This is a genomic window from Testudinibacter sp. P80/BLE/0925, from assembly GCF_053570785.1.
The window spans coordinates 1,026,611-1,050,291 of sequence record NZ_CM131636.1 but is presented as its reverse complement, the minus strand read 5'-3'; the positions used below and the strand labels follow the sequence as shown (position 1 = coordinate 1,050,291).

25 protein-coding genes are annotated in these 23,681 nt (G+C 49.6%); 8 read left to right on the top strand and 17 right to left on the bottom strand.

Features of this window, described 5'->3' with window-relative positions:
* Window positions 1-18 precede the first annotated feature (18 nt).
* The 3 genes from ACWA5Z_RS05015 to ACWA5Z_RS05005 are packed head-to-tail and all read right to left on the bottom strand — an operon-like array spanning window position 19 to window position 3,513.
* Window positions 19-2,013, bottom strand: a complete 1,995-nt coding sequence (locus ACWA5Z_RS05015) for a TRAP transporter permease (protein ID WP_431054205.1) — start codon at window positions 2,011-2,013, stop codon at window positions 19-21.
* Window positions 1,997-2,476, bottom strand: a complete 480-nt coding sequence (locus ACWA5Z_RS05010; protein ID WP_431054204.1) for a DUF1850 domain-containing protein — start codon at window positions 2,474-2,476, stop codon at window positions 1,997-1,999. Before ACWA5Z_RS05010 ends, ACWA5Z_RS05015 begins: the two co-directional genes overlap by 17 nt.
* Before the next feature lie 14 nt (window positions 2,477-2,490).
* On the bottom strand, window positions 2,491-3,513 hold the full coding sequence (locus tag ACWA5Z_RS05005) for a TAXI family TRAP transporter solute-binding subunit (RefSeq protein ID WP_431054203.1): 1,023 nt from the start codon (window positions 3,511-3,513) through the stop codon (window positions 2,491-2,493).
* A gap of 277 nt (window positions 3,514-3,790) precedes the next feature.
* Between ACWA5Z_RS05005 and nhaA the strand changes: the two genes are divergently transcribed.
* Entirely contained in the window at window positions 3,791-4,963 is a 1,173-nt protein-coding gene (nhaA, locus tag ACWA5Z_RS05000) for a Na+/H+ antiporter NhaA (protein WP_431054202.1), read from the top strand.
* A gap of 106 nt (window positions 4,964-5,069) precedes the next feature.
* Here the strand turns inward: nhaA and glyA are convergent, their stop codons facing one another.
* The 4 genes from glyA to ACWA5Z_RS04980 form a co-directional block, all read right to left on the bottom strand.
* On the bottom strand, window positions 5,070-6,323 hold the full coding sequence (gene glyA / locus ACWA5Z_RS04995; RefSeq protein WP_431054201.1) for a serine hydroxymethyltransferase: 1,254 nt from the start codon (window positions 6,321-6,323) through the stop codon (window positions 5,070-5,072).
* Window positions 6,324-6,471: 148 nt separating this feature from the next.
* On the bottom strand, window positions 6,472-7,776 hold the full coding sequence (gene purD / locus ACWA5Z_RS04990) for a phosphoribosylamine--glycine ligase (protein WP_431054200.1): 1,305 nt from the start codon (window positions 7,774-7,776) through the stop codon (window positions 6,472-6,474).
* Between the two features lie 79 nt (window positions 7,777-7,855).
* A complete protein-coding gene (gene purH, locus ACWA5Z_RS04985) occupies window positions 7,856-9,457 on the bottom strand; it encodes a bifunctional phosphoribosylaminoimidazolecarboxamide formyltransferase/IMP cyclohydrolase (protein ID WP_431054199.1) in 1,602 nt (533 codons plus the stop codon).
* Between the two features lie 234 nt (window positions 9,458-9,691).
* A complete protein-coding gene (locus ACWA5Z_RS04980; RefSeq protein WP_431054198.1) occupies window positions 9,692-9,874 on the bottom strand; it encodes a hypothetical protein in 183 nt (60 codons plus the stop codon).
* A gap of 72 nt (window positions 9,875-9,946) precedes the next feature.
* Here ACWA5Z_RS04980 and ACWA5Z_RS04975 point away from each other — a divergent pair, with 72 nt between their 5' ends.
* Window positions 9,947-10,213: a helix-turn-helix domain-containing protein gene (locus ACWA5Z_RS04975; RefSeq protein WP_431054197.1), complete on the top strand. Its 267-nt coding sequence runs from the start codon at window positions 9,947-9,949 to the stop codon at window positions 10,211-10,213.
* A gap of 60 nt (window positions 10,214-10,273) precedes the next feature.
* Here ACWA5Z_RS04975 and ACWA5Z_RS04970 read toward each other — a convergent pair whose 3' ends face one another.
* Window positions 10,274-10,681, bottom strand: coding sequence for a DoxX family protein (locus tag ACWA5Z_RS04970; protein WP_431054196.1), 408 nt, complete (start codon window positions 10,679-10,681; stop codon window positions 10,274-10,276).
* 174 nt (window positions 10,682-10,855) lie between these two features.
* On the opposite strand from ACWA5Z_RS04970, the gene ACWA5Z_RS04965 reads away from it, so the two are divergent.
* Window positions 10,856-11,185, top strand: a complete 330-nt coding sequence (locus ACWA5Z_RS04965; RefSeq protein WP_431054195.1) for a DMT family transporter — start codon at window positions 10,856-10,858, stop codon at window positions 11,183-11,185.
* A 59-nt stretch (window positions 11,186-11,244) separates the two neighbouring features.
* Here ACWA5Z_RS04965 and ygiD read toward each other — a convergent pair whose 3' ends face one another.
* The 6 genes from ygiD to nudE form a co-directional block, all read right to left on the bottom strand.
* Window positions 11,245-12,027 carry a 4,5-DOPA-extradiol-dioxygenase gene (gene ygiD, locus ACWA5Z_RS04960; protein WP_431054194.1) on the bottom strand — a complete coding sequence of 261 codons (783 nt, stop codon included), beginning with the start codon at window positions 12,025-12,027 and terminating at the stop codon, window positions 11,245-11,247.
* Window positions 12,028-12,260: 233 nt separating this feature from the next.
* A complete protein-coding gene (gene gnd, locus ACWA5Z_RS04955; protein WP_431054193.1) occupies window positions 12,261-13,709 on the bottom strand; it encodes a decarboxylating NADP(+)-dependent phosphogluconate dehydrogenase in 1,449 nt (482 codons plus the stop codon).
* 94 nt (window positions 13,710-13,803) lie between these two features.
* Window positions 13,804-14,517, bottom strand: coding sequence for a 6-phosphogluconolactonase (gene pgl / locus ACWA5Z_RS04950; RefSeq protein WP_431054293.1), 714 nt, complete (start codon window positions 14,515-14,517; stop codon window positions 13,804-13,806).
* 1 nt (window position 14,518) lies between these two features.
* Complete coding sequence (gene zwf / locus ACWA5Z_RS04945; protein WP_431054192.1) at window positions 14,519-16,018, bottom strand: glucose-6-phosphate dehydrogenase; 1,500 nt, start codon at window positions 16,016-16,018, stop codon at window positions 14,519-14,521.
* A gap of 100 nt (window positions 16,019-16,118) precedes the next feature.
* A complete protein-coding gene (cysQ, locus tag ACWA5Z_RS04940; protein WP_431054191.1) occupies window positions 16,119-16,946 on the bottom strand; it encodes a 3'(2'),5'-bisphosphate nucleotidase CysQ in 828 nt (275 codons plus the stop codon).
* Complete coding sequence (gene nudE, locus ACWA5Z_RS04935) at window positions 16,943-17,506, bottom strand: ADP compounds hydrolase NudE (protein WP_431054190.1); 564 nt, start codon at window positions 17,504-17,506, stop codon at window positions 16,943-16,945. The genes cysQ and nudE overlap by 4 nt, the downstream gene beginning before the upstream one ends.
* A gap of 75 nt (window positions 17,507-17,581) precedes the next feature.
* Here nudE and yrfG point away from each other — a divergent pair, with 75 nt between their 5' ends.
* A complete protein-coding gene (gene yrfG, locus ACWA5Z_RS04930) occupies window positions 17,582-18,238 on the top strand; it encodes a GMP/IMP nucleotidase (protein ID WP_431054189.1) in 657 nt (218 codons plus the stop codon).
* Window positions 18,239-18,252: 14 nt separating this feature from the next.
* A complete protein-coding gene (hslR, locus tag ACWA5Z_RS04925; RefSeq protein WP_431054188.1) occupies window positions 18,253-18,645 on the top strand; it encodes a ribosome-associated heat shock protein Hsp15 in 393 nt (130 codons plus the stop codon).
* A 3-nt stretch (window positions 18,646-18,648) separates the two neighbouring features.
* On the opposite strand, the gene ACWA5Z_RS04920 is transcribed toward hslR, so the two are convergent.
* On the bottom strand, window positions 18,649-18,927 hold the full coding sequence (locus ACWA5Z_RS04920; RefSeq protein WP_431054187.1) for a type II toxin-antitoxin system RelE family toxin: 279 nt from the start codon (window positions 18,925-18,927) through the stop codon (window positions 18,649-18,651).
* On the bottom strand, window positions 18,896-19,132 hold the full coding sequence (relB, locus tag ACWA5Z_RS04915) for a type II toxin-antitoxin system RelB family antitoxin (RefSeq protein WP_431054186.1): 237 nt from the start codon (window positions 19,130-19,132) through the stop codon (window positions 18,896-18,898). The genes ACWA5Z_RS04920 and relB overlap by 32 nt, the downstream gene beginning before the upstream one ends.
* A gap of 157 nt (window positions 19,133-19,289) precedes the next feature.
* On the opposite strand from relB, the gene hslO reads away from it, so the two are divergent.
* Both hslO and pckA read left to right on the top strand, forming a co-directional pair.
* Window positions 19,290-20,180 carry an Hsp33 family molecular chaperone HslO gene (gene hslO / locus ACWA5Z_RS04910; RefSeq protein ID WP_431054185.1) on the top strand — a complete coding sequence of 297 codons (891 nt, stop codon included), beginning with the start codon at window positions 19,290-19,292 and terminating at the stop codon, window positions 20,178-20,180.
* 187 nt (window positions 20,181-20,367) lie between these two features.
* Entirely contained in the window at window positions 20,368-21,972 is a 1,605-nt protein-coding gene (pckA, locus tag ACWA5Z_RS04905; RefSeq protein ID WP_431054184.1) for a phosphoenolpyruvate carboxykinase (ATP), read from the top strand.
* 84 nt (window positions 21,973-22,056) lie between these two features.
* Here pckA and ACWA5Z_RS04900 read toward each other — a convergent pair whose 3' ends face one another.
* Window positions 22,057-22,506 carry a DUF302 domain-containing protein gene (locus tag ACWA5Z_RS04900; RefSeq protein WP_431054183.1) on the bottom strand — a complete coding sequence of 150 codons (450 nt, stop codon included), beginning with the start codon at window positions 22,504-22,506 and terminating at the stop codon, window positions 22,057-22,059.
* A gap of 209 nt (window positions 22,507-22,715) precedes the next feature.
* Here ACWA5Z_RS04900 and ygfZ point away from each other — a divergent pair, with 209 nt between their 5' ends.
* A complete protein-coding gene (ygfZ, locus tag ACWA5Z_RS04895) occupies window positions 22,716-23,675 on the top strand; it encodes a tRNA-modifying protein YgfZ (protein WP_431054182.1) in 960 nt (319 codons plus the stop codon).
* Window positions 23,676-23,681 lie beyond the last annotated feature (6 nt).

Genomic DNA, 23,681 nt, shown 5'->3' with positions numbered 1-23,681 from the left:
AAAACCGCACTTTACGCACTATGCTTCAGCAGAATGTGAGGTTTGGCGGTAGTTCAACCACACCATAGCGCCGACAATCACGATACCGACCAAATCGGTGATATGCTCCGGTACGATTAGCATTAACGAGCCGATCGCCAGAATCACGCGCTGCCAAGCGGCAAAGGTGTGTTTGAAATAACCTTCAACCGCCGCCGATAAGCCCAACACGCCGATGGTCGCCGTCACCGCCACACTGATGATCACCCAAATATCCGGCAACGGGAAAGTCCGCGCCGTCACCGCAACATCGCTGACATCAATCATCAGCATGTTCGGGTTATACACAAACATAAACGGCACGATAAAGCCCGCCAATGCCAAGCGTAACGATTGCCAACCGGTTTTCATCGGATCGCCGCCGGCAATGCCCGCCCCGGCAAACGCCGCTAAGGCAACCGGCGGCGTGATATTGGCGAAGATACCGAAATAGAATACGAACATATGCGCCACTAACACCGGCACATCAAACGTCGCCAAGGCAGGTGCCGCCATGGTGGCGGTGATGATATACGCCGGAATCGACGGTAAGCCCATGCCCAGCACCATCGACGCCAACATGGTCAAAATCAGGGTCAGCAATAACGAACCGGCGCCTAAGGTCACAATCGAGGAGGTCATCACCGTACCGAAACTGGTCAGGTTCACCACGCCGATCACAATACCGACCACCGCACACGCCGCCATCACCGGCAATGCCTGCCGCGCGCCGTCTTCCAACGCCGCCCAGATATCTTTCAGTCCCATCCTGGTTTCTTGGCGTAATTGGCTAATCAATACCGTAATCCCGATGGTGTAAGTCGCCGCATACCCGATCGGCACCGATTGAATCAGAAAATAAACCAGTGCCGCAATCGGCAGCAGCATATGCCCGCGTGCTTTCATCACCGCTTTCAGTTGCGGCAGTTGGTCGCGGGAAATGCCTTTCAGGTTACGCTTACCGGCACGGAAGTGGACTTGCGCAATCACACCGAGATAATACAAAATCGCCGGGAATAAAGCCGCCAACGCAATCGTACCGTAGCTGACACCGGTGGTTTCCGCCATAATAAACGCACTGGCGCCCATAATCGGCGGCAGAATTTGTCCGCCGACCGAGGCACTGGCCTCCACCGCGCCGGCAAAGTTTTTGTGATAGCCGATTTTTTTCATTAATGGAATAGTAAACGCGCCGGTGCTGACCACATTCGCGACCGCCGCGCCGTTGATACTGCCCATAAAGCCGCTGGAAATCACCGCCACTTTCGCCGGCCCACCCTGTTTGTCACCGGCAATCGCCAGCGCCAAATCATTGAACAGCTGCCCCATGCCCGATTTGCCCAAAAACGCGCCGAACAGGATAAACAGGAAAATAAAGGTCACTGAGGCACCGGTGGCGGAAGAATATAAGCCTTCGGTTTTCAAATATAACTGTCCGAAAATATCGCCGATGTCATACGGACGGGTCAGCAGCCGATCCGGCATAAATTCCATCGAACTGATAAACGGATACAACAGGAATAGCAAGGCGAAAAGCACCAGCACCCAACCGGTAATCCGTCGCGCCGCTTCCAACACAACCACTACGCTGATAATTGCCAACACAATATCTTCGCTATTCGGGATACCGCCGCGCACCGTCATAATCGCCTGATATTGGTACATTAAATAAGCCGCCCCTGCCAACGCGGCGGCAAGCCACAGCCATTCATACCATACAATTTGATCGCGGCGGCTTTTTTTACCCGCCGGATAAATCAAAAAGATCAACGCACAACCGACCGCCACATGGATTGAGCGTTGTAACAGGGTTGGTAACGGATAAAAGGTAATATATAAATGGAACAATGAATAAAACACGGCAATCACGCTGATCAGCCGTTTTTGCCAACCGCACTTTAACCGGCGGGTGACCGACTCGCGGTCATATTTTTCCAGAATACCCTGTTCTTTGCTTCCCAAGCCTGATGAACCCTGATTAACTTGCCCAGTCATGGCACGATTTCTCCCATAAAAAAACCATCAACGCTGTCCGAGAAGGTTTGATCCGAACGTCGCTATAGTCCGGCACAACTTGATAAAACGGTATCCGCACTTGCGGCGTGCTTAATTCGCCCTGCATATTGCGCGATACCACCCAATTGATTTCCGCCAGCCGAATCCGCTGCCGGTAGCCGACATAGCCCGGCGGTGCCGCAATCGGTGTGCCCTGTGACGGCGTGCCGGCACCAAAGGTTTGTAACCAAGTTTGATCGAGTAATATCGCGTCACCGTCACGCCGGTAATGTTCGCGCCACAACTGGCGCTCCACCGAATGACGCCAACGCAATTCAAATTGTTGTGCATACAAATAGCACCTATGCTCACCGAACTGAATAACAAACAGCTTAAGCGGAAATAGACAGGCAAGTGCGGTCAGCAGAACGCTTCCCAGCAGCCACTTGCCTGTTTTTGTCATGATACGCGCCGCCTTTATTTGGCTTTGGCGTTCATTTCGTCATAATATTTTTTGGCGCCCGGATGTAACGGCGCAACCAAGCCTTGTTGTGCGCTTTCGAGATTGATGTCTTTGGCTGCCTGATGGGCGGTTTGCAATTGCGGCAAACTGTCGAAGAAGGTTTTGGTCAGCAAATAAACATCGTTTTCGCTCAAATCGGAACGCACTGCCAGCGCATTTTTAATCGCCGCGGTTGGAACCGGATCGGCATTGCCGTAGGTGCCCGCCGGGATCTCCATCGCGTTAAAATAGGGTTTGTCTTTGGCGATAGCGGCAATCCCGTCCGCCGGAATGCTGACGATTTGCAGGTCAAAGCCTTGTTGCAACTCCATCAACGATGAATTTGGCAAACCGCTGGTCAGGAATGCCGCGTCAATCTTACCGGATTTCAGCGCGTCCGCCGCTTCGGCATAGCCCAGATAATCGACGCTGATATCGTTATAGCTGATACCGAAACCTTGCAACAAATTACGCGCATTCACTTCCACCCCGGAATTCTGCGCCCCGGTTGCAACACGGCGCCCTTTCAGATCGGTGATGGTGGTGATCCCGGTGCGTTTAGAGGTCACGATCTGCACGTAGTTCGGATAGAGTGCCGCCACTTCATTGACATTCTCGATTTTATGCGGGAAGTTACCGACTCCGTTCACCGCGTCGCTCAAGACATCACTCATTAAGAATGCCATTTCCACTTTTTTCTGGTTCAATAAATTCAGGTTTTCAACCGAGGCGCCGGTGGTTTGCGTTTTGGAATTGGTTTTCAACTCTTTGGTATAAATTTCCGCCAACGTCGTCGCGATAATATTATACGGACCGGAAGCACCGCCGGTGGCAATCGTGACGAAGCGGCTTTGTACGCCGGCAGTTTCAGGAGCGGCGGCCGGCGATGAAGCAGCAGCCGGCGCGGATGTGGTCGAACTGTTATCATCACATCCGCTGATCAATACGGCGAATAATGCGGTGGCAACCGCCACTGCTGACGCTTTCATTTTTTTCATAACTCTCTCCTTTAGAAGCAATAAAAAACCGATCAATAACTTGCCCGAATCAGGCGTCTTGTTGCGTAAAACAGCACCTGTTCACAAATATGCAACGTATTGACAATAATAGCTCGGCTATTGGCTGTCAATCGCTAAATGGGCTTAAATTGAAAAATCCGACTTCATTTGGCGTAATCGCTAAAAAAGACAAGGGATATTCCGTTTTTACTTTAATCATGACAACGGCTGTTATATCCTATGCTTACCGTATGACATAACAACTATAAGGAACTTTATGCGTTCATTTATCGGAAAATTTTTAAAGCTTGAATCTTCCGGCGGGATCACGCTGCTGGCAACATCCACACTGGCCCTGATCTTTGCCAACAGTTTTCTTTCGCCATACTATTTTGAATTGTTAAATACGCCGGTGGTTGTGCAATTCGGCGAACAGGGCATTGCCAAACCGTTTCTGTTGTGGGTTAACGACGGTTTAATGGCGGTATTTTTTGTCTTGGTCGGTTTAGAAGTGAAGCGGGAAATCATGATCGGCTCGCTTTCCACCTATCAACAAGCGATTCTGCCGGTGTTGGCGGCGATTGGCGGCATGGTAGTGCCGGCGTTGGTGTTTACCTTCTTTAACTATGGCGATCCGATCGCGATGGAAGGTTGGGCGATCCCAATGGCGACCGATATCGCCTTCGCCCTCGGAATTATGGCACTGCTCGGCAAACGGGTTCCGCTACCCTTAAAAATCTTTTTATTGGCGTTGGCGATCATCGACGACTTAGGTGCAATTATCGTCATCGCCCTGTTCTTCGCGCACGGGCTAAGTATCGAAGCGATGATCGGTGCCGGCTTGTCGATTATCACCCTGATTATTATGAATCGCATGCGGATCAGTGCGCTATGTGCCTACCTGTTCGTCGGCATGGTGTTATGGGTCTGTGTGTTGAAATCCGGCGTCCACGCTACCTTGGCCGGCGTCATCCTCGGTTTTTCCATTCCGATCACCGCCCGTGACGGCAGCAGCCCGCTGGAAAGTCTGGAGCATGCGCTCAATCCGTGGTCAGCGTTTTTTATCCTGCCGATTTTCGCCTTTGCCAATGCCGGCGTACCGTTGAAAGGCGTCGATATTGAAATGTTAAGCGGCGCGTTACCGTTAGGGATTATGCTCGGACTGCTGATTGGCAAACCGTTAGGCGTATTCAGTTTCTGCTTTATTGCGGTGAAACTGAAAATCGCACGTTTGCCGTTATTGGTCACGTTAAAACATATCTTTGCGGTCTCGGTGCTGTGCGGAATTGGTTTTACCATGTCGATGTTCTTGTCCGGTTTGGCGTTTGAAAGCGCCGGCGAAAGTATCAACACCCTTTCACGTATCGGCATTTTACTCGGCTCAACGGTTTCCGCCGTATTAGGCTTATTATTGCTGCGCGCCAGCACCCGCCACCAACAAACGGCATAATATTGCCCAAGTGCGGTTCGCCGACAAGTTATGCGATAAAAAAGTCGGGGCGGATTATATAGCCGCCCCGACGTTGCGATTAAATAGCGTTACCAATCGTCAAATACTACGCATAAACCGGAAAACGTTTGCAGATTGCAATCGCTTTCTGTTTCACTGCCTCGATGACTGCTTCGTCCTCAATGTTATCCAATACATCACACATCCAACCGGCAAGTTCTTTCGCTTCCGCTTCTTTGAAGCCGCGGCGCGTGATTGCCGGTGTGCCGACACGGATACCGGAAGTCACAAACGGGCTTTTCGGATCGTTCGGTACGGCGTTTTTATTGACCGTGATATTCGCGCGCCCCAACGCAGCGTCCGCCGCTTTGCCGGTTAAACCTTTATTCACCAAATCCACCAAGAATAAATGATTTTCAGTGCCGTTGGACACGATATTGAAACCGCGCTGTTTGAACACCTCGACCATCGCTTGTGCGTTTTTCACTACTTGTTGTTGGAAGGTTTTGAATTCCGGCTCCATCGCTTCTTTAAAGCAGACCGCTTTCGCCGCAATCACATGCACCAATGGACCGCCTTGTCCGGCAGGGAACACCGCACTATTCAGTTTTTTATACAGTTCTTCGTCGCCGCCCTTCACCAAAATCAAGCCGCCGCGCGGCCCGGCAAGGGTTTTGTGGGTGGTGGTGGTAACAACATGGGCGTGTTCCATCGGGCTTGGGTAAACGCCCGCCGCGATCAAACCGGCAACGTGCGCCATATCGACAAACAGATATGCCCCGACTTCATCGGCGATTTCACGCATTTTTTTCCAATCGACCACTTGCGAATAGGCAGAGAAGCCGCCGACAATCATTTTTGGTTTCACCGCCAACGCTTGCGCACGCAAGGCGTCGTAGTCGATAAAGCCTTCATCGGTGATACCGTATTGTTCCGCTTTATAAATTTTACCGGAGAAGCTGACGGTTGCGCCGTGGGTCAAGTGTCCGCCGTGTGCCAAGCTCATGCCTAAAATGGTGTCGCCCGGATTTAACAATGCCATATAGACTGCCGCATTGGCTTGCGAACCGGAGTGCGGTTGTACGTTGGCATAATCTGCACCGAACAGCGCTTTGGCGCGGTCAATCGCCAGTTGTTCGATAATATCAACGTATTCGCAACCACCGTAATAACGTTTGCCCGGATAGCCTTCGGCATATTTGTTGGTCAATTGCGAACCTTGCGCTTCCATCACACGCGGGCTGGCATAGTTTTCCGATGCGATCAGCTCGATATGCTCATCTTGGCGGCGATCTTCGTCTTGTATTGCTTGCCATAACACCGGATCATAATCGGCGATATTCATATCACGTCTTAACATTGCTCAATTCCTCATTTTAGGTGGTAAATAACTTGTCTGTAGTGTACGGTTTTTTTCACCAACCATACACTGTTTTTTTGATTAATCGTTGTCGTTTATTTTGTGTTTGGAATGAAAAATTTTCATACCGCACTTTGTTTTTTAACCGCTACTTGGCTTGCTCACGCGCCACCGCACGATAACCGATATCGCGGCGGTAGAAACGCCCTTGCCATTGCACTTGTTCCGCCAGTTGCAGCGCCTGTTGCTGCGCGGCTGCCACCGTATCGCCAAGTGCGGTGACGCACAACACCCGTCCGCCGTTGCTGACCAGTTGATCGCCTTTTTGCTCCACCCCTGCCAAGAACACTTTTTGTCCGGCAAGTGCGCTTTGCCCTATGCTACTAGACGGAATGCCGCTGATCACATCGCCTTTGCGGTAATCGCCCGGGTAACCTTCCGCCGCCAACACGATACCTAATGCCGCTTGCGCACACCATTCAGACCGCACTTGATCCAGTTTGCCGCCGCACGCCGCCAAGCACAGTTCGACCAAGTCCGATTGCAAGCGCATCATAATCGGTTGCGTTTCCGGATCGCCGAAGCGGCAGTTGAACTCAATCACTTTCGGTTGCCCGTTCGGCATAATCATCAAACCGGCGTACAAAAAACCGGTGTACGTGTTGCCTTCCGCCGCCATACCGTTCACGGTCGGGTAAATCACGTCTTGCATAATCCGTTGGTGAATCTCAGGCGTGACCACCGGCGCCGGCGAATACGCGCCCATGCCGCCGGTATTTAAACCGCTGTCGTTTTCGCCGACCCGTTTGTGATCCTGACTGGTCGCCATCGGTTCAACGTTTTTGCCGTCCACCATCACGATAAAACTGGCTTCTTCGCCGTCTAAAAACTCTTCGATCACGATACGGTGTCCGGCGTCACCAAAGGCATTGCCCGCCAACATATCCTGCACCGCACTTTCGGCTTCTGCCAAAGTCATCGCCACGATCACGCCTTTGCCTGCCGCCAAACCGTCGGCTTTAATCACAATCGGCGCGCCTTTTTCGCGCAGATAAGCCAGTGCCGGTTCGACTTCGGTGAAGTTTTGATATTCCGCGGTCGGGATTTGCTGACGCGCCAAGAAATCTTTGGTGAAGGCTTTTGAACCTTCCAACTGCGCCGCCGCTTGGGTCGGGCCGAATATTTTCAAACCGGCGGCACGGAATGCGTCCACCACGCCGATTACCAACGGCGCTTCCGGTCCGACAATGGTCAAACCGATTTCGTTTTTCTGGGCAAACTCCACCAACGCCGCCAAATCGGTGGCGGCAATGCTGACATTTTCCACTTTCGCCTCAAGTGCGGTGCCGGCATTGCCCGGCGCAACAAAGACTTTGTCCGCCAACGGCGATTGCGCCACTTTCCAAGCCAAAGCGTGTTCACGTCCGCCATTGCCGATAATTAAAATATTCATTTGAGATCCTTACGCTACTTATGCTAAATGGGAAAAACAAAAAGTGCGGTCACCACCGTGGCTGACCGCACTTTGCAAATTAATGACGGAAATGGCGCATTTTGGTCAGCACCATTGCCATGCCGTGTTCATCGGCAGCGTCAATCACTTCCTGATCGCGCATTGAACCGCCGGGGTGGATCACACAGCTCACCCCTGCCGCTGCTGCTGCGTCAATGCCGTCGCGGAACGGGAAGAACGCGTCGGACGCCATCACCGTGCCTTTCACTTCCAGCCCTTCGTCAGCCGCTTTGATTCCGGCGATTTTAGCGGAATAGACTCGGCTCATTTGTCCGGCGCCGATACCGATGGTTTGGTTGTTTTTGGCATACACAATCGCGTTGGATTTGACATATTTCGCCACTTTCCAGCAGAACAGCAGATCCTTCAGCTCGGCTTCGGTCGGTTTGCGCTTGCTCACCACCTCCAAATCGTCCAAGCCGACCATGCCTAAATCGGAATCTTGCACCAGCACGCCGCCGTTAACCCGTTTGAAATCCAAACGCGGCTGACGCACTTGCCACTGTCCGCACTCCAGTACACGCACATTCTTTTTCGTTGCCAAGATCGCTTTTGCTTCGTCTGCCACGCTTGGAGCGATAATCACTTCCACAAATTGACGTTCGATAATCGCTTGTGCGGTTTGCAAATCTAAAGTGCGGTTAAAGGCAATAATGCCGCCGAATGCGGAAGTCGGATCGGTTTGGTAAGCACGGTTGTAGGCTTCTAAAAGATTTGCGCCCAACGCCACGCCGCACGGGTTAGCGTGTTTGACAATCACGCACGCCGGCTCGGCGAACTCTTTCACGCATTCCAAGGCGGCGTCGGTATCGGCAATGTTGTTATACGACAACGCTTTGCCTTGCAGTTGTTTGGCGGTGGCAACGCTGGCTTCGTGCAGTTCGTTTTCCACATAAAACGCCGCATTTTGGTGGCTGTTTTCGCCGTAACGCATGGTTTGTTTACGGGTGAAATTCAGGTTTAAGGTGCGTGGGAATTGCCCGCTCGGTTGGGTTAAATCCTCTTCCTCCGCCCCTTGATAAGGCGGCACTAACCGACCGAAATAGTTGGCGATCATGCTGTCATATTGGGCGGTGTGTTCAAAGGCTTTGATGGCGAGGTTAAAACGGGTGTCGAGGGTCAGGGAATTGTGGTTTTTATCCATTTCTTGCAGAATTTGCTCAAAATCCGCATTATTGACCACGATCGCCACATCTTTATGATTTTTCGCCGCCGATCGCACCATGGTCGGACCGCCGATGTCGATATTTTCCACTGCGTCTTCCAGCGTACAATCCGCTTTGGCAACGGTCTGCGCAAACGGATACAGATTCACCACCACCATATCAATCGCCTGAATGCCGTGAATCGTCATCACTGCGTCATCAATCCCGCGCCGCCCTAAAATACCGCCGTGTATTTTCGGGTGCAGGGTTTTGACCCGCCCGTCCATCATTTCCGGGAATTGGGTATAGTCGGACACTTCGGTCACTGCTAAACCGCTGTCTGCCAACAGTTTTGCCGTGCCGCCGGTGGACAACAGCTTAACACCGCGTTGCGCCAGCCCTTGAGCAAATTCAACAATGCCGTTTTTATCTGAAACACTTAACAGCGCTTGACGAATAGGACGATTTGATTGCATTTGTGCATTCCTTTACAGAGTGGTTGGTTTAATTTAAGTGGGAAAAATTCAAGCGGGAATTATACAATAAATCAACGTTTTTCTGTAGCGGAAAACAGCCATGCGGATTTAATAGATTGATATTTAACTAAAAATTGTTTTGGGTGCGTAAAAATAAATAGATTAACCCGCCAATCCCAAACCTAACATGCCCAACAATACCGGCGAGGTGAATAAGCCGATAATGGTTAAAATTCAAGCCAATACACTAGCCCCGATTCCGGCAAGATTTTTATTTTTTACCGCGGTTACCGTCGCAAAAATTGCCACAATCGCCGCCAAAGGGATAAAAATAAAGCCTAAAAATAAAATACCCAACACCGCTAACACGCAAGAAATAATACCTGCAATCATGCCCGAATTTGTTTTTTCACTCATAAAGAAGCGCCTTAATTAACGTTATTGCACCCAAAACAGGTTCAGCCATAAATTAAACCTAAAATGGGTGCAATGAAAAAATTTCGAACCTCTATTCACACCGAACAACAGCGCTGGCTCAGACAACGTTTCGTCGCACAACGGAAAGCCTTAGGCTTGTCGCAACGCGCGCTGTCTGAACGTTTGGGCGTGATTTATTCGTTGATTGGAAAAATTGAAACCGGTGATCGGCATTTAGATATTTTAGAATTTATCGATTATTGCCATGCGCTAGAATTAGATCCGACCGCACTTTTGCACGAATTGCAACACGCCCCGAATCTCGCTCCGCCCGAATAAAAAACCCGTTCAGCGCGCAGATCATCACGCCGACCGGGTTTTGGTTTAGTTTAAAACGAATTATTTTTTGCCGATTTTGTTATCTAAGGCAAAGGCACCTGCGCCGTTAAACACAAAATATAGGAACACTAACGAATATAATGCCGCCAATTCACCTTGGTTTAACAACGGCATTAACAGGTTGCCCGCACTGGCGTGCACGCCGAAATAGGCAAACGCCATAAAGCCCGATAACAGGAATGCCACCGGGCGGGTGAACAAGCCCAATGCCAATAAAATGCCGCCGCCGATTTCCAATACGCCAGCCAAACCATATTGGGAAAACAGTGCCACGCCGCCGTTGCCGCCGGTCATCGACACCGGAATTTCAAAAAATTTTGCCGTACCGTGCCAAAAGAACATATAGGCGGCGATAATGCGTAATAATGCCAAAGCGTATGGGGCGTATGAATTTAATTTGTTGTTCATGATTTTCTCTCTTAATGTCAGAATAAAAAGTAAAAAGGGTTACTAGCGAAAGTGCGCCCATTATAGTTTTCTTGATTGGCGGAACAATCCGCAAAAAAGAAAGATATTATCAACTGAGAGGAAACGATCTCTGTGTTATACTGCGCCAAACCGCACTTTAAATGAGAGAAAACGATGTCTTGGATCTACCTGTTTATCGCCATTGCCGCCGAAATTGTGGCGACCTCAATGCTGAAAGCCTCACAGGAATTCAGCCGTCTTGTGCCGAGCGTGATCGTGGTGATCGGCTACTGCGTAGCGTTCTACTTCCTCAGCCTGACCCTGCGCACCATTCCGGTTGGGGTGGCGTATGCGGTTTGGTCGGGGGTGGGAATTGTGATCGTCGCCCTGATCGGTTGGATTGCTTATCAACAAAAACTGGATCTGCCTGCGCTGTTAGGCATTGGTTTGATTGTGCTTGGGGTGCTGGTGATTAATCTGTTTTCCAAAACAGTGGGGCATTAGGGTTAAGAAATAAAAAAAATCGCCACGTTAATGGTGGCGATAATCACGCAAAGTGCGGTTTAACCCACTTTCACGCAAGTCATATCCAGCGAACCGCCGACAAACTGGGTGTTGAAAATATCTAACGGCTCACCCTCTTCCCGCAAGGCAAGAATATACAGCAACGGCAAAAAATGTTCGGCGGTCGGAATGGCTTTTTGCACCGCGTCGCCTAACATGCGGTAGTCTGCCAACGCGTCCAAATCCCCCAGACGGATTAAATCCAACAACGTTTGCTGTGCGCTGTGCGCCCAGTCGTAGCCGAACAGTGCGTCAGCTCGCCGCCAATCCATTAAATGTAAATTATGCACCAAATTGCCGCTGCCCAAAATCAATACGCCCTGCTCGCGCAACGGTTTCAGTTGTTTTGCCAAGTTGATATGCTGCTGCATACTCAACGCCGCCCCCAGACTGAGTTGCACAATCGGAATATCGGCGTCAGGATACATTTTCGCCAACACCGCCCAAGTGCCGTGATCCAGCCCTTGTTGCGGATCTAACCGCACTTCTGGGTTATCCACCAGCTGCTGCACTTGCCGCGCCAAGTGCGGATCGCCTTTTGCCGGATAACGTACTTGATATAATTCCTCTGGAAAGCCGTAAAAATCATAAATCAGATCGGGATTCGGCGAGGCGGTTTCCGCCACTCGCTCTGAAATCCAATGGGCGGAAACCACCAAAATCGCTTTTGGTTTCGGTATCTGCCGCGCCGCCTGATACCATTTCGGGGTAAACGGATTCTGCTCAATCGCCAACATCGGCGAACCGTGCCCGATAAAAATCGCCGGCATTTTAGTGTTCATATTCATTTCCTCTTGATTAATTTTTGATGGCTTGAGTATAGAAATCAACGCAGAAGAAATAAAGTGCGGTTTTGTTGATAAATGGTTTCTTATAAGGAAAGAAAAATCTGTTAAGAGATGTATTTTTAGATTATTGGCAGAGGGCGTTGATGAGACAAAGTAAACGGGCGGATTAAATATCCGCCCGGACTTTACCATAAAGATCGAGCATTTTAGCCTTGATCAGCAATTCATTACACTTCATAGGTGGTGGAAGCGGTGTTGCCGCCTTTGCCGGTCCAGTTGGTGTGGAAGAATTGTCCGCGCGGTTGGTCGATACGCTCGTAGGTGTGCGCGCCGAAGTAGTCGCGTTGCGCTTGCAATAAATTCGCCGGCAAACGGGCACTGGTGTAGCCGTCTAAGAAAGTAATCGCGGACGCCATGCACGGCATCGGCAAGCCGATTTCTACCGATTTCGCTACCACTTTCCGCCATTCCGGCAACGCATTTTCCAAAATGGTTTTGAAATAGCTGTCTGCGCCCAAGAATTGCAAATTCGGATTGGTTTCGTACGCGTCGCGGATATTGCCCAAGAATGCGCTGCGGATAATGCAGCCTTCACGCCATAAAAGTGCGGTATTGCCGTAGTTTAGATCCCAGTTGTTGTTTTCCGACGCTTCGCGAATCAGCATAAAGCCTTGCGCGTAAGAGATGATTTTAGACGCCAGCAGCGCTTTGCGCACCGCTTCGATCCATTGCGCTTTGTCGCCTGCGACCGTGCCGATTTGTTTGTTAAATAAGGCTTGGTTTTCGACCCGCTGTTCTTTAAATGCCGACACGCAACGGGCGAACACCGCTTCGCTGATTAAGGTCAACGGAATGCCTAAGTCCAACGCATTAATGCCTGTCCATTTGCCCGTGCCTTTTTGACCGGCGGTATCGAGAATTTTTTCTACCAACGGTTCGCCGTTTTCATCACGGTAGCCAAGAATATCGGCGGTGATTTCAATCAGGTAACTGTCCAATTCGGTTTTGTTCCAGTCGCTGAATACTTGGTGCAATTCATCGTAGCTTAAGCCCAAGCCCTCTTTCAGGAATTGGTAGGCTTCGCAAATCAGCTGCATATCGCCGTATTCGATACCGTTATGTACCATTTTGACGAAATGCCCTGCGCCCTCTTTGCCGACCCAATCACAGCACGGTTCGCCGTCTTTGGTTTTGGCGGAAATCGCTTGCAGGATTGGTTTCACATATTGCCACGCTTCTTCGTTGCCGCCCGGCATAATCGAAGGCCCGAAACGTGCGCCTTCTTCGCCGCCGGACACGCCGGCACCGACAAAGCGAATGCCTTTTTCCGCCAGATCTTTCACGCGGCGGCTGGTGTCAGGGTAATTGGAGTTGCCACCGTCGATGATGATGTCCCCCGCTTCCAAGTGCGGTAACAGGCTGTCGATGAAGTGATCGACCACCTCACCGGCACGCACCATTAACATCACTTTGCGCGGTTTTTCCAGCTTGTCGGCAAGATCTTGCAGTGAGTATGCGCCGATAATGTTGGTATCTTTGGCGGCGCCTTGCAAAAATTCGTCCACTTTGCTGGTAGTGCGGTTATAAGCCACGACCTTGAAGCCGTGATCGTTCATGTTCAGAATCAGGTTTTGCCCCATGACCGCAAGTCCGATTACGCCAATATCACCTTTCATGTTTGTTTCCTTCTGCTTTGCTAAAATTGTTGATTTTTATCTGTAAACGGGCGGATATGCAATCCGCCCCTACAACACTCTTATATCAGATCCGTTACAGCAACTGCGAGGCTGCGTCGGCGTCCAAATACCATTCGGTGTTGCCGTTATTCGCTTTCACCCGCGCCGCCGGATACGGCAATTCGTTGGTGCCGGCTTGTTGGATTTCACGTAGCAAATCCGCTTTACTGGCTCCGGTGACCAAATAGGTCAGACGTTTTGTATTTTCAATCAAATAGGCGGATTTGGACACCCGCAGTTGTCCGCTCTGCGGCTGTTTTGCCACAATCGTCAGCGCACGGCTGTTAAAATCCACTTGCAACGGGAACAACGAAGCGGTGTGTCCGTCGGTGCCCATGCCTAAAATAATCCAGTCGAATTCCGGCACGCCTGCGCTGTTTTTCGGCACGAGCGCTAACATTTCCGCCGCAAAACGGGCGGCTTCGGCTTCCGGCTCGTCTTCGCCGCGAATGCGGTGGATATTTTCCGCCGGCATTTGGATATGATCTAACAGTAAGCGCTGTACTTCGCCGTAGTTGCTCTCTTCGTCATCGGGCGCAACGCAACGCTCGTCGCCCCACCAAAAATGCAAATTCGTCCAGTTGATTTTCTCGGCGTATTCCTCCGCCAAGGTTTTAAACAATAATTTCGGCGTGCTGCCGCCGGACAGGGAAATATGCACCGGTTTTGCCTGCCGGCTATACGCCAAAAATTCTTCTGCTATCTTCTCTACCGCACGTTGTGCGTCTGCAAACTTACTGTATTTCATGTTATAACTCACAATATTCCGTATTCGTTAAATTTTTACACGGGAAACGCCAGCTACGGTTTTTGGACTCCATCATAAAATCCGCTTCTTGCGGCCCCCAAGTACCGCTGGCATAACCATAAAGTTTTGGATTATTGGCTTTATAATCCAAAATCGGTTGGACAAACTTCCAACAGGCTCGCACTGCGTCACTGCGCGAGAACAGGGTTGCGTCCCCTAACAGCGAATCCAGTAGCAAACGTTCGTAAGCATCAAGGATATTGGTATCGGTCAGATCCTGATAGTGGAAATCCATTGATACTTCTTTGGCCTGAAATCCGGAACCCGGATTTTTCAAGCCGAAACTCATTACGATCCCCTCGTTCGGCTGAATGCGAATAATCAGTTTATTTTCCGGTGCGTTGGCGTTAAAGACCGGGTGCGGCGTTTTCTTAAAGTGAATCACCACTTCGGTTACCCGTGTCGGCAGGCGTTTGCCGGTGCGCACATAAAACGGCACGCCGCTCCAGCGCCAGTTGTCGATTTTCAGTTTTAACGCCATATAGGTTTCGGTGCGCGATTGCGGCTCAACGCCGTTTTCTTCGCGATAGCCTTTTTGGTATTCGCCGCGCACTTTGGCACCGGTGTATTGCCCCAGCACCAGATATTTTTCCAAATCTTCTTCGCTCAACGGGTGCAGGCTTTGCAATACTTTCACCACTTCATTGCGCATGGCGTCGGCATCGATCACCGCCGGTGATTCCATCGCGATCATCGCCAACACTTGCAATAAGTGGTTTTGGAACATATCGCGCATTGCGCCCGAACCATCATAATAACCGCCGCGCTCTTCCACACCCAAGGCTTCCGCCCCGGTGATTTCGACATAATCAATGTAGTTCCGATTCCACAACGGCTCGAACAAGCCGTTGGAAAAACGCAATACCAAAATATTTTGTACCGTTTCTTTGCCTAAATAATGGTCGATACGATAAATTTGCGATTCGTCAAAATCTTCGTGCAGTTTGGCATCCAGGTTGATGGCCGATGTCAAATCATAACCGAACGGTTTTTCCACCACCAACCGTTTCCAACCGTTGCGTTGATGATTCAAGCCGTGCGCGGCAAGATGTGCCGGAATAACCGGATACAGGCTTGGCGGCGTGGAAAGATAGAACAGCGCATTGCCTTGCGTGCGGTGTGTTTTTTCAAACTCGTCCAACCGCACTTTGACTTTGGCATAATCTTCAACCTTGGCGGTATCAATCGCTTGGTAGTAAACATGCGAGAAAAACTCAAGCATCTCGCGCTTTTCAATTTTTTCGCTTTTTCCCAGAATATCCATCAGTTTTTCACGATATTGCTCGTCGCTGAATTCGGTGCGGCTGACCCCTAAAATCGCAAAATCATCCGCCAAGCGGCCGTTTTTAAAGAGATGATACAAGGCAGGAATTAGTTTGCGGTGGGTTAAATCCCCTGATGCGCCAAAAATAACAAGGCTGTTGTTGTCCGGTTTTTTCATTTATCTCGTCCTTCGGGTTGACTGACCTTTCATCAGCAATCCATGCAGTCTAATAACATCGATTCACAGCGTCAATCGCTTATTTTGTCCTAATCGTCTATTATTTTAATAGTTGTTGAAATCGTACTACTTTTTGCCACGGAAAGGCGGCGTTGCCGAGCATGATAAAATCCGGATTAATCAGGGTTTCGCGCCGATTATAAGTCAGAGGATTGCCGTACAAATCCACGATTTTTCCGCCGGTTTCACGCAAGATACATTCGACCGCCGCCGTATCCCATTCGCCGGTTTTGCCCAAGCGAATATAGCAATCGCTGCGCCCCTCCGCCACCAGCGCCCCTTTCAAACCGCTGGAACCGTAACGGATCAGTTGGTAGTCAAATTGATCGTGAAACATCGCCATCACCTGTTGCCGCCGCACATTCTTCCCCACCGCAATCCGAATCACGTTATCGCCGGGCGGCCGGGTCTGCAAACGGCTAATCACACCGTTCTGCTGTTTGTACGCGCCGAATTTGTCCATGGCATAAAACGCCAGCCGCGGAACAGGCGAATAGACGATCCCCAAGGTCGGCTGATTATGCTGCACCAAGGCGATCAACACCGAAAACTGATCGGTTTTTTCCAAAAACTGCTGCGTGCCGTCGAGCGGATCGACCAGCCAATATTGTGTCCAGCGGCGACGTTCGGCAAAGTCAATGGTTTGGCTCTCTTCCGATAACACCGGAATGCCGGGGGTCAAGGCTTGCAATTCGTCCTCTAAAAAGCGGCTGACCGCCAGATCCGCTTCGGTCACCGGCGTATTATCCTGTTTCAGTTCGCTTTCGATACCGCGGTAATAAAAGGTCAGCAGCTTTTCACCCGCTCTTTTGGCAATCGACAAGGCGGCGTTTAATAGTGGTTCGCTGAGTAAAATGGCATGGGTCATACTGAATGCTTCCGTTTCGCTAAATAATCGCGTAACAGGTAAAGTGCGGTCAAGTTGCGCGCTTCGCAAAAGTCATCGTGTGATAACAACTTATCCAGATCCTGCAACGGATATTCAATGATGTCGAGCGATTCCGGTTCGTCGCCGGGCAAACGTGACGGCGTTAAATTTTCCGCCAAAAAGATGTGCATTGGGTTATGCATAAAACCGGGCGAAGTGATCACGGTTTTCAATAATGTCAGATTTTGCGCCTTGAAGCCGATTTCTTCCTGCAATTCGCGGTTGGCACTCTGCTGCGGCGTTTCGCCTGCGTCCATTAAACCTTTGACAAAGCCCAGTTCATAACGTTCGGTACCGACCGCATATTCACTGATCAGCAATAAATGCTCCTGATGAAGCGCCAACACCATCACCGCACAACGGCTACTCGGTTTGAAACGTTCGAAGGTGCGCCGTGCGCCGTTGGAAAATTGCAGATCCACTGCCTGAATTTCAAAAATACGCGATTTGGCGGCGGTCTTTACCGCAAGAATCTGAGGTTTTTGTCGCGAAACAGTCATCGTATTCCTTAAAATTTGCCAACAAACAAGAGTAACGATACCATACTCCGAGAATAAATGTAAAAAGGAAAGCCAGTGAGAGAAATAGATTGGCAGCAGATTGACACTGTGCTGTTTGATTTGGACGGTACTCTGATTGATTTGCGCTTAGATGCCGAATTTTGGAAAGAGATTGTGCCACAGGTATATGCCGAAAAGATGGCGATCAGCACGGAGCAGAGTCACGCCAAACTGAAACAGCTTTATCGCGATGTCGAACACAGTATGCAATGGTACGACATCGATCATTGGGCGAACACGTTGCAACTGCCCATCCGCGCAATGCAGTTGCAGCATATGCCGAAACTCAAAGTGCGGTCTGGCGTATACCCGTTGTTGCAACGATTAAACGGCATGGGCAAACGCTTGCTGTTACTGACCGATTCGCACCCTTACAGCTTAGAGGTGAAAATGGCGCATTGCGATCTCGCACCGCACTTCGAAGCCCTGATTTCCTCGCACCAATTTCAACAGCCGAAAATGAACGGCGGACTATGGACAGCGCTGCTACAAAATTATGCGATTGATCCGCAACGGACATTGCTGCTCGACGATTTGGAAGCGGTGTTGGAGCAAGCTGCGAATCATCGGATTGCGTTCACCGTCGGTATCGAAAATCCCGATTCAATCCTGCCGCCCAACGTCTTCCAACGCCATCGCAGCATTGCGGATTTCAGCCAACTGTTTGTTTAATAAGGAAGCGAATAATGAAAGACAACGATAACAGCGTGCGCCTCGACAAATGGCTGTGGGCAGCCCGTTTTTACAAAACCCGTTCGCTTGCCCGTGAAATGATCGACGGCGGCAAAGTGCATTACAACGGACAACGCAGCAAACCGAGCAAAATCGTGGAACTCGGCGCAATGCTGAAACTGCGCCAAGGCAGCGAGGAAAAAGAGGTGCAAGTGTTGGCGTTATCCGACAAACGCGGCAACGCCACGCAGGCGCAGCAACTGTATCAAGAAACCGCCGCCAGCATAGCGAAACGCGAACAAATCGCCGCCGCACGCAAAGCCAATGCGTTATCAATGCCAAACCCTGAACGCCGCCCCAATAAAAAAGAGCGGCGGGATTTGATTAAGTTTAAGTATCAGGAATGAGTGTTAATGATAAACTTCGCGCCGATGTCCTAAATCAAGTGCGGTAATCAGCAGTTCATTATTATTAATTTCGCAAATCACCCGATAATCACCGATACGATAACGCCATAAACCCGACAGATCGCCAACCAATCCTTTACCGCGCATACGTGGATTTTCCAACATGGCAACCTCTTTGAGATATTTGATGATTTGTTCTGCTTGTTTTGGATTTTTCTTGGCTAATTTGGCTAATTGCTTTTTTGCGGTATCAGTTAATGAGACCGTCCAGTTTGAGTTCATTTTCAATGTCCTCTAATTTATGCGTTTTTTCTTTGCCTGAACGAACGCGCTCCAATATCGCATTGGCAAGTAACACATCTTCTAAATCTTCCATATAGGCTTCCAGTGCCGCCTTGATATAAAATGATTTGGCGCGCCCTGTTTTTTCTGACAAATAATTTAAACGGATTTCCAACTCGGTTGGCAATCTCACGGAAATCGTCATTGTTTTATCCTCGTTTTTGTTTGAGACAGTGGCTATTTTAGAGATGTATTAAATGTAATACAAGTAATAAATCTCATACTTGCACAAGCTGGCTTGACAACCTAAGATCCGCCCATATATAACAAGCAATCTTCACGAACAATCAACCGGAAATCACATGAGCGAAACAACGAATACCCTTGACTATACGCAAGACAACGACACTCTGCACCGCTATCTGTTCAGCCAAAGAGCGGTACGCGGCGAGTGGGTGCGGCTGAACCGCACTTTTAGTGAAACCTTGAACACCCATCATTACCCGCAAGAGGTGCAAAACCTGTTGGGGGAAATGCTGGTGGCGACGGCGTTATTGACCGCGACATTGAAATTCGAAGGCGACATCACGGTGCAAATCCAAGGCGACGGCCCGCTGAAGCTGGCGTTGGTCAACGGCGACAATCAACTGCAACTACGGGCGCTGGCGCGGGTAGAGGGTGAGATTGCCGCCGACAGTAGCTTGCAACAGATGATCGGCAAAGCGGTGTTGGTGATTTCAATTAATCCGACCCAAGGCGAGCGTTATCAAGGAATTGTGGAGTTAAGCAAAGCGACGATTAGCGAGTGCTTGCAAGACTATTTCGAGCGTTCCGAACAGTTGAAAACCGCACTTGTGATTAAAACCGGCGAATTTGCAGGGCAACCGGTCGCCGCGGGAATGCTACTGCAAATTATGCCGGACGGCACTGGTTCGGCTGATGATTTGCAACATCTACAAATATTGGCGGAAACGGTGAAAAGCGATGAATTATTCGGTTTAACCGCCGAAGAGTTACTGTACCGCTTATACCACGAAGAAACAGTGGAACTGTTTAACCCAAGTGCGGTACGTTTCCATTGCGGTTGTTCGGCGGAACGTTCCGGCGCGGCATTACTTTTGATTGACGAGGCGGAAATTGACGAAATTTTAGCCGAGCATAACGGTAGTATCGATATGCAATGCGAATGTTGCGGCACGCACTACTTCTTCAACAAACAAGCGATTAACCGGCTTAAACAAAATGCATACTAAGCCTCAACAATTACATAACAGCAATTTATAATTCTCGTAAAAAGCGCGCCTAAATTCGGCGCGCTTTCACTTTTTTTCTGACAACGATGTTGAATAGTTTGATCCAGATAACATTTTTATTTTATTTTTTCTTCTACAATAACTGCGGATTTCAATTTTAAACTTAATAAACTTTATCGAGGTAATTATGTCAGTAGCAAACGAATTAGCAGTATTGGGTATCAACGGTGTCACCGAAGTGGTGTATAACCCAAGTTATGAATTTTTGTTTGAAGAAGAAACCAAAGCCGGTTTGCAAGGCTATGAAAAAGGCACATTGACCACCACCGGTGCGGTGGCGGTTGATACCGGGATTTTCACCGGCCGTTCGCCGAAAGACAAATATATCGTGTTGGACGACAAAACCAAAGATAGCGTGTGGTGGACCAGCGACAACGCCAAAAACGACAACAAACCGATGAGCCAAGACACTTGGACGAGCCTGAAAAAATTGGTTGCCGATCAGCTGTCCGGCAAACGTCTGTTTGTGATTGATGCGTTCTGCGGCACCAACCCGGACACTCGTTTAGCGGTGCGGATCGTGACCGAAGTGGCATGGCAGGCGCATTTCGTGAAAAATATGTTTATTCGCCCAAGCGAAGAAGAACTGAAAAATTTCAAACCGGATTTCACTGTGTTGAACGGCTCGAAAACCACCAATCCGAACTGGAAAGAACAAGGCTTGAACTCCGAAAACTTTGTGGCGTTTAACCTGACCGAAGGCGTGCAGTTGATCGGCGGTACTTGGTACGGCGGCGAAATGAAAAAAGGCATGTTCTCGATGATGAACTACTTCCTGCCGTTAAAAGGCGTGGCTTCCATGCACTGTTCCGCCAATGTGGGCGAAGACGGTGATGTCGCGGTGTTCTTCGGCTTGTCCGGCACCGGTAAAACCACCCTGTCCACCGATCCGAAACGCCGTTTAATCGGTGATGACGAGCACGGCTGGGACGATGAAGGCGTGTTCAACTACGAAGGCGGTTGCTATGCCAAAACCATCAACCTGTCGGAAGAAGCCGAGCCGGATATTTACCGTGCAATCAAACGTGATGCCTTGTTAGAAAACGTGGTGGTGTTGGCAGACGGCACAGTCGATTTCAACGACGGTTCGAAAACCGAAAACACCCGTGTTTCTTACCCGATTTATCATATCCAAAACATCGTTAAACCGGTTTCCAAAGCGGGACATGCGAAAAAAGTGATCTTCCTGACTGCGGATGCGTTCGGCGTGTTGCCGCCGGTTTCCAAACTGACTCCGGAGCAAACCCAATACTACTTCCTGTCCGGCTTCACCGCGAAATTGGCTGGTACAGAGCGCGGTATCACCGAACCGACGCCAACCTTCTCGGCTTGCTTCGGCGCGGCATTCTTGTCATTGCACCCGACCCAATATGCGGAAGTGCTGGTGAAACGCATGCAAGCCTCCGGCGCAGAAGCCTATTTGGTCAACACCGGCTGGAACGGTACCGGCAAACGGATTTCCATCAAAGATACCCGTGGTATCATTGACGCAATCTTAGACGGTTCGATTGAAAAAGCGGAAATGAAACAATTACCAATCTTCGATTTGGCGATTCCGACCGCACTTCCGGGCGTTGATCCTGCAATCTTGGATCCGCGCGATACCTATGCCGATAAAGCCCAATGGCAGGCGAAAGCGGAAGATTTGGCAGGACGTTTTGCCAAAAACTTCGACAAATATACCGATAACGACGAAGGCAAAGCCTTGGTTGCGGCAGGTCCGAAAGCGTAATCTGTTGATTTAAAATAATAACCGCACTTTGTATCTTGTATGCAAAGTGCGGTTTTTTATTGGGAGCAATTCGTTACGCTGTGATTACTTCACGCTATTTGGAATTAAGGTTTCCGCCCCGGATAATTTTTTCGAAATATCCGCCGGCACGCCGTGACGTTGCCCTAAAAATTCCGCTTTGTTCAACGAGACAAAAACCTTACCGGCTTGATCTTCCCAAACCAAGGCTTTCAGTGGTAGATCAATTGCCAAGGTTGGCGATTGAATCATCAACGGCGTACCGGCTTTCGGGGTGCCGAATAAAATCACCGTTGCCGCCGGCATGGTTAAATCGTGATCTTTTGCCGCTTTTTGATGGTCAATGACACCGAAAATCGTCATGCCTTTGTCGGTGACCGCTTTTTCAATTAACTGCACCGTTTTTGGCGCGTCATATTGACTGGCAACCGTTAACAAACCGTTATCCGCCAATTCGGCTTGTGCCAACACCGGCAACATTGCCGTAGCCAAAGCGAGTGTTTTTTTCAATTTCATTGTGTTCTCCTTTAAAACAGATCATAGAATTTCAGCATAAGCCTAATAACTGCCGCACACTTGTGATAAAAAACCAATAATTTAAGATTTGATCTCAATTTAAGCGCGAATAATTCGCAATAACACGGATAGCGTCTTGCGTTAAATCGGTATAAAATACCCCGAAACCGCACTTGATAACCGTTTTGACAACACTGTGAGAGCCAAATATGATTGCACATTGCCAATATCCGCGCCTGACCGATAGCAACCCGAAGATAATTTGTCCGCTAAACCAATTTCGACTCCTGGAAGTGAACGGTGAGGATAGCGAAACATTCCTGCAAGGGCAATTAACCACCGATGTCAGCAAACTGGCGATCGGGCATTCAACCTTAACCGCCCATTGTGATCCGAAAGGCAAAGTGTGGTCGGTTTTCCGTCTGCTGCGTTTAAGTCAAACCCAATTCTATTTTATTATCCGCAAGGCGTTGTTACCGATTGCATTGGAGCAACTGAAAAAATATGCCGTGTTCTCCAACGTCAGTTTTAGTGAAGTCAATGACCGCACTTTACTGGGTTTTGCCGGGGTGCAGGCGGCCGAAGCACTATCCACTTTCGGCTCGCCATTACCCAATGCAGAGAATCCGCTGCTTGAACAAAATGGCGAACTTCTGGTTTATATCGAACGTGCGCAACCACGTTGGCTGTTGATTAGCCGGCAAAACCCGAGCATTACCCTTACCGAAACCGAAAATGCGTGGGATTTGCTCGATATTCAAGACGGCGTGCCGGTGTTGAGCGCAGAAACACAAAATCAATTTATTCCGCAAGCCCTTAATTTGCAGCTGCTGGAACAAACCGTTTCCTTCCATAAAGGCTGTTATATCGGACAAGAAACCATCGCCCGCGCCAAATACCGTGGCGCAAACAAACGCGCCTTGTTTACCTTGGTCGGACAAGCCGATGGCAAGCCTTCGTTAGGTGAGGGAATCGAAGTGCGGTTAGAAAACAACTGGCGCAAAACCGGCGCAGTGGTGAATTTCGTTGAACATAATAAGGTATTGTGGTTACAAGTGGTGCTGGCAAATGACAGCGAATCCCATCAACAATTCCGTTTACGCGAAGCAAACGCACAGCCGTTGTGTTTGTATCCGTTGCCTTATGCTTTAGAAGAAACGGAAAGCTAGGTCAAC

Bases quoted from the DNA above. Each gene is read 5' to 3' on its own strand.
- ACWA5Z_RS05015 (WP_431054205.1), bottom strand. From the start codon at position 2,013: ATGACTGGGCAAGTTAATCAGGGTTCATCAGGCTTGGGAAGCAAAGAA.
- ACWA5Z_RS05010 (WP_431054204.1), bottom strand. From the start codon at position 2,476: ATGACAAAAACAGGCAAGTGGCTGCTGGGAAGCGTTCTGCTGACCGCA.
- ACWA5Z_RS05005 (WP_431054203.1), bottom strand. From the start codon at position 3,513: ATGAAAAAAATGAAAGCGTCAGCAGTGGCGGTTGCCACCGCATTATTC.
- nhaA (WP_431054202.1), top strand. From the start codon at position 3,791: ATGCGTTCATTTATCGGAAAATTTTTAAAGCTTGAATCTTCCGGCGGG.
- glyA (WP_431054201.1), bottom strand. From the start codon at position 6,323: ATGTTAAGACGTGATATGAATATCGCCGATTATGATCCGGTGTTATGG.
- purD (WP_431054200.1), bottom strand. From the start codon at position 7,776: ATGAATATTTTAATTATCGGCAATGGCGGACGTGAACACGCTTTGGCT.
- purH (WP_431054199.1), bottom strand. From the start codon at position 9,457: ATGCAATCAAATCGTCCTATTCGTCAAGCGCTGTTAAGTGTTTCAGAT.
- ACWA5Z_RS04980 (WP_431054198.1), bottom strand. From the start codon at position 9,874: ATGAGTGAAAAAACAAATTCGGGCATGATTGCAGGTATTATTTCTTGC.
- ACWA5Z_RS04975 (WP_431054197.1), top strand. From the start codon at position 9,947: ATGAAAAAATTTCGAACCTCTATTCACACCGAACAACAGCGCTGGCTC.
- ACWA5Z_RS04970 (WP_431054196.1), bottom strand. From the start codon at position 10,681: ATGAACAACAAATTAAATTCATACGCCCCATACGCTTTGGCATTATTA.
- ACWA5Z_RS04965 (WP_431054195.1), top strand. From the start codon at position 10,856: ATGTCTTGGATCTACCTGTTTATCGCCATTGCCGCCGAAATTGTGGCG.
- ygiD (WP_431054194.1), bottom strand. From the start codon at position 12,027: ATGAACACTAAAATGCCGGCGATTTTTATCGGGCACGGTTCGCCGATG.
- gnd (WP_431054193.1), bottom strand. From the start codon at position 13,709: ATGAAAGGTGATATTGGCGTAATCGGACTTGCGGTCATGGGGCAAAAC.
- pgl (WP_431054293.1), bottom strand. From the start codon at position 14,517: ATGAAATACAGTAAGTTTGCAGACGCACAACGTGCGGTAGAGAAGATA.
- zwf (WP_431054192.1), bottom strand. From the start codon at position 16,018: ATGAAAAAACCGGACAACAACAGCCTTGTTATTTTTGGCGCATCAGGG.
- cysQ (WP_431054191.1), bottom strand. From the start codon at position 16,946: ATGACCCATGCCATTTTACTCAGCGAACCACTATTAAACGCCGCCTTG.
- nudE (WP_431054190.1), bottom strand. From the start codon at position 17,506: ATGACTGTTTCGCGACAAAAACCTCAGATTCTTGCGGTAAAGACCGCC.
- hslR (WP_431054188.1), top strand. From the start codon at position 18,253: ATGAAAGACAACGATAACAGCGTGCGCCTCGACAAATGGCTGTGGGCA.
- ACWA5Z_RS04920 (WP_431054187.1), bottom strand. From the start codon at position 18,927: ATGAACTCAAACTGGACGGTCTCATTAACTGATACCGCAAAAAAGCAA.
- relB (WP_431054186.1), bottom strand. From the start codon at position 19,132: ATGACGATTTCCGTGAGATTGCCAACCGAGTTGGAAATCCGTTTAAAT.
- hslO (WP_431054185.1), top strand. From the start codon at position 19,290: ATGAGCGAAACAACGAATACCCTTGACTATACGCAAGACAACGACACT.
- pckA (WP_431054184.1), top strand. From the start codon at position 20,368: ATGTCAGTAGCAAACGAATTAGCAGTATTGGGTATCAACGGTGTCACC.
- ACWA5Z_RS04900 (WP_431054183.1), bottom strand. From the start codon at position 22,506: ATGAAATTGAAAAAAACACTCGCTTTGGCTACGGCAATGTTGCCGGTG.
- ygfZ (WP_431054182.1), top strand. From the start codon at position 22,716: ATGATTGCACATTGCCAATATCCGCGCCTGACCGATAGCAACCCGAAG.